The organism is Staphylococcus ureilyticus (genome assembly GCF_002902235.1).
Classification (GTDB): Bacteria; Bacillota; Bacilli; order Staphylococcales; family Staphylococcaceae; genus Staphylococcus; species Staphylococcus ureilyticus.
The window spans coordinates 1-5,728 of record NZ_PPRL01000153.1; the positions used below are offsets into that span (position 1 = coordinate 1).

Genomic DNA, 5,728 nt, shown 5'->3' on the forward strand with positions numbered 1-5,728 from the left:
GTATATATTATAAAATATACATATATTCTTTATTACTTTTTGAATAATCCGTTCAGGACAATTTCACCTAACTTTAATATGAATGAAATCAATAAAATAACTCAAATAACACTTTCACAACAGTATAAAAATATTATGAATAAAGACACAACTGTTCCTTGACAATGTACGTAGTTCATAATAAGGTTAAATTTCAAAAGGGGTGATTAAATGGAGGACAAATTAAGTTACTTAGAAGAACAACTGTGCTTTCTATTTTATGTTTCATCAAAAGAAATAATAAAAAAATATACTTCATATTTAAAAGAGTATGATTTAACATATACTGGTTATATTGTTATGCTCTCAATTAAAAAAAATGAAAAAATCAACATCAAAACACTTGGACAACGCGTTTATCTTGATTCAGGTACGCTAACACCATTACTAAAAAAATTAGAAAAAAAAGGGTTTGTTAGTAGAACACGTGAGATTGATGATGAACGTAATTTACAAATTGCACTTACCGAACATGGTGCAAAAGTTCAAGATTCATTACCCGGTGTCTCTAGAAAAGTTTTTGGTGAATTTGATATGGATATCGATGAAGCCGTTCACTTAAAAGAGACACTACAAAATTTTGTGAATAAACATTTCACTAAAGAAATTTAATATATTAAGAGGCAAAGAAACGTTTAAAGTGTGTAGTTTATTTATGCTATTTTAAACTTAAACTTGCCTCTTTTTTATTTTTTCTAATTATACTTATGTTAACAATCATTGATACGCCATTTTTGATATGATCGTACATTTAGAATAATCAACGCTCATAGTTTGACTTTGACTTTCTTTGACTAATGTATTATAATATAAATATAAGGTTAAAGGAGAGGTGAAAAATGATGCAAAACACTCAAGATCTTTCTACAGATATTCTAGAAAATTTATTAACTGAGCATCATGATTTTAAAGTAGATGTATATGAATCAAGTGCTGCATATCAAGTCATGGCTGAACTGCCAGGTTACAGTAAAGAAGATATAGATATTCAATTTGATGAAAAGACATTAACAATCAGTGTTACAAATACTTCTACAACAACTCAAAACCAAGATAATTACTTGATTAAAGAGCGCAATTTTAATAATCAAAGTAGACAATTTATATTTAAAAATGTAGATGAACCTAATATTAAAGCAATGCTAAACGATGGTATATTAAATGTTACGTTACCTATTAACCATACAAAAAAACAAATTAATATTGATTAAATCGTAACAAAATAAATTAATTATATAAGGAGAGATGCTTTATGGCATTCAATATGAAACCATTCGATAATTCATTTTTCGATGCAAATCCTAGTGATTTATTCAGAGACTTTGGACGTCAATTTTTCGATCAATTTCCAGGAAGTAATAGCATTAAAACAGATGTCAAAGAACTTGAAGATGCTTACGTAGTAGAAGCAGAATTACCAGGTATGAAAAAAGAAAATATTAATCTTCAATTTGAAAATAATGTTTTAACAATAGAAGGCAAACAATCATTTGAAAATAATAAAGAAGATGAAAATGGACGCATGATTCATCAAGAACGTAGCTTTAGTGATGTAAAACGTCAATATCAATTTGATAATGTTGATGAAAATGGCATTAAAGCTGCTTACGAAAATGGCATGCTAAATGTGACGCTACCTAAAAAAGAGAAAAAAGAGTCTTCTTATAATATTCAAATTGATTAAACATTAAAAGCAACACTTCCTAAAAGTGAAGTGTTGCTTTTTTTATGAAATTTATAGTTTTAGTTTATATTTTTAACCATTCTCGACATTGTTATTAATGCAATAATTCCAAATATCGCTAATAATAAAAAACGCTAAATGACTGGAACCTGTGACTATTGTGCATAAGAAATAACAATGGGTGAGAAGAATCCCCCCCAAACCGCCCATCATAGAAACAATACCGTTTGCAGTACCTGCCTCTTTACTAAAATATAAAAATAGGGAATTCCCTTAGCTAAAACCTAAAGGAATCCCCTACTACATATCATCATTTAAAATGGCGGTTGTCCTAATACTTCTTCATCAAAACGTTCTGGAATTAATACTTTTCTCATAATAACACCTAAATCACCATCGTCATTTTCATGTTCCGCATAAACTTCATAACCTCTTCTTTTGTATATATCTAATAGCCATGGATGCTTACGAGCAGATGTACCCAATGTCACTGCTGGTACCTTAAGCGTATCTCTAAGGAAGGTTTCTTCAACGTATTTTAATAACTTGCCGCCCAATCCTTGACCATCATACGAAGGTTTTGTAGCAAACCACCATACAAACGGATAAATAGAAATACGTCGTTTTGTCTCCCAAGGATAACGTACAGTTATCGTTGAAATAATTTCCGTGTTATTTTCCAAGACAAAAGTCGTACCCGTTTGTAAATTTTTTTCGACCATTTCAACACTAGCGTTGACAGATGGCCAATCAATTCCTAATTCTCTTAATGGTGTAAATGCTTCATGCATTAATTTTTGCAATGCTTCAGCATCATCTATTTCAGCAATTCTAATATTATAGTCAGACATTTTGTCACTCCTTAGCGTTTCTCTTAAAGCTTCATTTTATTAAATCTCAAACATTAATTTACAGTAATACAATATGGTTTCTTGATAAATGAGTCAATTTTTTTGTTTTATAGATAAAAAATAAAAGACAATACGATTTCATTAACGAAACCGAATTGTCTTTCTACTTTATCTTAAAATCAACTGCGCAAACTATCGCGTTTACCGTTTAAATAAGCATAAACCAGCCCAACAAATATACCTCCACCAATATAATTACCTATAAAAGCAAAGACTATATTTTTTAAAACGTGTAGCCATGCGACAGCGTCAAAATTATAAAAAACCATACCAGCATATAAACCTGCATTAAATACTACGTGTTCATAACCCATAAATACAAAGACAATAACACCACAGGCTATGAAGAAAGCTTTAGATAAACCATCTTTAAATTGAATTGATACGTAAATTCCAATATTTATGAAGAAATTACAGAAAATGGCTTTTACTAAAATGGCATACCATGTCGTATCTACGGTCTTTCCATCTACAAGTGTTGTTAAACTTGTCACCATTTCCGTTGTCATTATAGGCGTAAACTTCATTAACCCAAATAATACAAAACCTCCAATAATATTAAAAAAGAAGCATACTAACATAATGAGTAAAGCCTTGTTCATACCGATAAGTTTATAATACCATCCAACTGTTAAATACATAAAATTACTCGTTAATAATTCTGAATGTGTTAGTACGATTAATACTAAGGCTAAACTGAATGAAATAGCGCCTAATAAGTTAACGAGTCCTTCATTTGCACCATCAAATTGTGTTTTTATTGCAAGCATGAAAACTGTTACAATGGCTAATAAAAATCCAGACATAATCGATTTTAATGCATAACGTCCAGGTGTTTGGTCAAACATTACATCCTTCATTTGAACTTGATTATTAATGTTCTTAATTGTTTCGCCTGACATATATGTATCTTTGATGGCTTTATTATTCTCTATCAACATCGACACCCTTCCCCTTTAAAATATTTAGATTTCAAACTTACAGATTCATTGTATTATTTTTTATTCAAATTTAATAGACGTACTTCTATTTTACATAAAAAAACACCTCCGTATAAATTCTTTTTAATGTGAATTCAACGAAAGTGTCTTTATTTCACTCCAAATATTAGAGACAGTTCATAACGAATTAGCGCTCATATTGGAGCGTGGATAGCTCTAACTTAATCGCGCTGCTTGCTGTTATTTTTTAAATTTTGTTAATATATGTAGGCCATAAGCAAAAATACCATAGCCTGTTAAAGTACGTAATAACCATTTGAATGTACTGCTACTTAAACATTTTTCATTTAACATCATAGCTGGTACAAGCGTACTTATCGTATATAAACCTAATACTTTTAAATAACGTTTATTCAATACACTCACCTCTTTTCACTTTTATTATAACTAAAAGCTAAAGTGTACAAGTGTTTCAATTCTTACATATCTATGACTATTTATTTTTTAAAAGTGTTTCTAAATTATCAAATGTGCTATTCATACCCGCTTCTACACCCATATCAAGTAACTGTTGTGCTGATTTAGGATCTGGTAGTTCTGCAGTGGATATAATACGTGTTGAATTCTCACCTTTCTGTTCCAATTGAATGACATTACGCATACTAGCCATATTTTTATCAATATTACCTTCTTTATCAGTAAAGTAATCGTTATAATCAATTAAATAAGGTGCTTTGACTTCATTATACTTTGTTAATGTATAACTTGTACCTTGATCAGTATATATTGCAAAAAACGCTTGACCTCCAGTCACAATATTAAATTCGAACACTTTTGTTGTTGCACCTTGAGGGTGGAACCATTGTTCAAATAAAGACTGCTCAGTATATGCGTCAAATATTTCTTCTGCAGTTGCTTCAAAATCTCTTTTAAATATAATTTTATTTTCATTTACTTCTATACTCACTTAAAACGCTCCTTTTTATTCATCATTCATAATTACATAAGATGTCACTGTTTTAATTTTGGCATTTTTACGATTGCTTTCAAACTCAATAAAATCCGCAAAGTAGACTGCTGTGCCATCACTATTTAACTGAGTACCATGCATTGCACCAAACTTTCCGTGTGTTAAATTATGCGTCACTTCTATTCTTTTAATATCTACTTTATGCGCTTCAATTTCATTTTGAAATTCATCTAAACTGTTCAATTCAAAAGCACCAGGCACTTGCCACTTGAAATTTGACACAACTGTTTGTGATAACTTATTCTTATCAGCTAATGCAGATCCAATTAGAAAATCTAACATGATTCGCCGTTTGGGTGCATTATCACACCCTAAATCTCCAACCATTTCAAATGGAAATTCTGAAGCCGCTTCATTTTTAAATGATAGTCCTGCTTCTGTTAACGCATTTTCTAATATGCTGATTGCTTTAGGTCCTACGCCATGAGTATCTAATATAGTAGTTCGTTCATATTTTGCTAATTCTTCTAAAGTATTTATACCGATCGAAGCTAACGCATTCGTTGCTGGACGACCAATTTTAGGTAACATTGTTGCCACTGAAATCCCCCTTTTTAATACTTTATACCCGTATAAAAAGATTTTAAATTTTATATAACAAAAAAAGATCCAAGACAAACATCAGTCTTGGACCTTTTTACTATAATTTTTGTTATTAATCTTCTAATGCAAATTCAAGGCTTACTTGGAAGTTTATATCCTTACCAATCATTACGCCACCAGTTTCAAGTGGTTGGTTAAATGTCACACCATATTTTTCACGGTTAATTGTGCCATTAGCGATGAATCCTGCTGTTGTAGCTCCATTTAATGGGTTTTTACTTTGACCTTCATATGATAATTCAAAAGTTTCTTCTTCAGTTACATCTTTAATTGTTAAATTACCAGTAACTGAATTTCCATCTACTTTTGTTACATCAAATTTAATTTCAGGGTAGTTTTCAACATCTAAGAAATCACCACTTTTTAAGTGATTATCACGATCACCAACGCGAGTGTCAATTGAATCTGCTTTGATTGTTAAACCACCTTTAATTGTACTTAAATCATTTAAATCTCCTTCAAGTGAAGCTTCGAATTCATTAAATCTACCTTTTATATTTGAAATCACCAGGTGTTTAAC

9 protein-coding genes and 1 pseudogene are annotated in these 5,728 nt (G+C 30.4%); 3 read left to right on the forward strand and 7 right to left on the reverse strand.

Features of this window, described 5'->3' with window-relative positions:
* Positions 1-210: 210 nt before the first annotated feature.
* From CD150_RS12680 to CD150_RS12690, 3 genes are all read left to right on the forward strand, one after another.
* Positions 211-651, forward strand: a complete 441-nt coding sequence (locus CD150_RS12680) for a MarR family winged helix-turn-helix transcriptional regulator (RefSeq protein ID WP_103161650.1) — start codon at positions 211-213, stop codon at positions 649-651.
* Between the two features lie 227 nt (positions 652-878).
* Complete coding sequence (locus tag CD150_RS12685) at positions 879-1,250, forward strand: Hsp20 family protein (RefSeq protein WP_073344047.1); 372 nt, start codon at positions 879-881, stop codon at positions 1,248-1,250.
* A 41-nt stretch (positions 1,251-1,291) separates the two neighbouring features.
* Complete coding sequence (locus tag CD150_RS12690; RefSeq protein WP_019468832.1) at positions 1,292-1,723, forward strand: Hsp20/alpha crystallin family protein; 432 nt, start codon at positions 1,292-1,294, stop codon at positions 1,721-1,723.
* 59 nt (positions 1,724-1,782) lie between these two features.
* On the opposite strand, the pseudogene CD150_RS12695 reads toward CD150_RS12690, so the two are convergent.
* The 7 genes and pseudogenes from CD150_RS12695 to CD150_RS12720 all read right to left on the reverse strand — a co-directional run.
* Positions 1,783-1,978, reverse strand: a pseudogene (locus CD150_RS12695) (MFS transporter); the annotation flags it as partial.
* 59 nt (positions 1,979-2,037) lie between these two features.
* Positions 2,038-2,574 (reverse strand): GNAT family N-acetyltransferase, encoded by a 537-nt coding sequence (locus CD150_RS12700; protein WP_073344050.1) that lies wholly within the window; start codon positions 2,572-2,574, stop codon positions 2,038-2,040.
* A 179-nt stretch (positions 2,575-2,753) separates the two neighbouring features.
* Positions 2,754-3,572, reverse strand: a complete 819-nt coding sequence (locus CD150_RS12705) for a formate/nitrite transporter family protein (RefSeq protein ID WP_073344878.1) — start codon at positions 3,570-3,572, stop codon at positions 2,754-2,756.
* Positions 3,573-3,815: 243 nt separating this feature from the next.
* Complete coding sequence (locus CD150_RS13515; protein ID WP_046207579.1) at positions 3,816-3,992, reverse strand: hypothetical protein; 177 nt, start codon at positions 3,990-3,992, stop codon at positions 3,816-3,818.
* Positions 3,993-4,068: 76 nt separating this feature from the next.
* Positions 4,069-4,542, reverse strand: a complete 474-nt coding sequence (locus CD150_RS12710; RefSeq protein WP_046207578.1) for an SRPBCC family protein — start codon at positions 4,540-4,542, stop codon at positions 4,069-4,071.
* 15 nt (positions 4,543-4,557) lie between these two features.
* Complete coding sequence (locus tag CD150_RS12715) at positions 4,558-5,136, reverse strand: helix-hairpin-helix domain-containing protein (RefSeq protein ID WP_225792169.1); 579 nt, start codon at positions 5,134-5,136, stop codon at positions 4,558-4,560.
* Positions 5,137-5,260: 124 nt separating this feature from the next.
* Positions 5,261-5,728, reverse strand: a 468-nt coding sequence (locus tag CD150_RS12720; protein ID WP_103161652.1) for a YceI family protein, incomplete at its 5' end; no start/stop codon positions are given.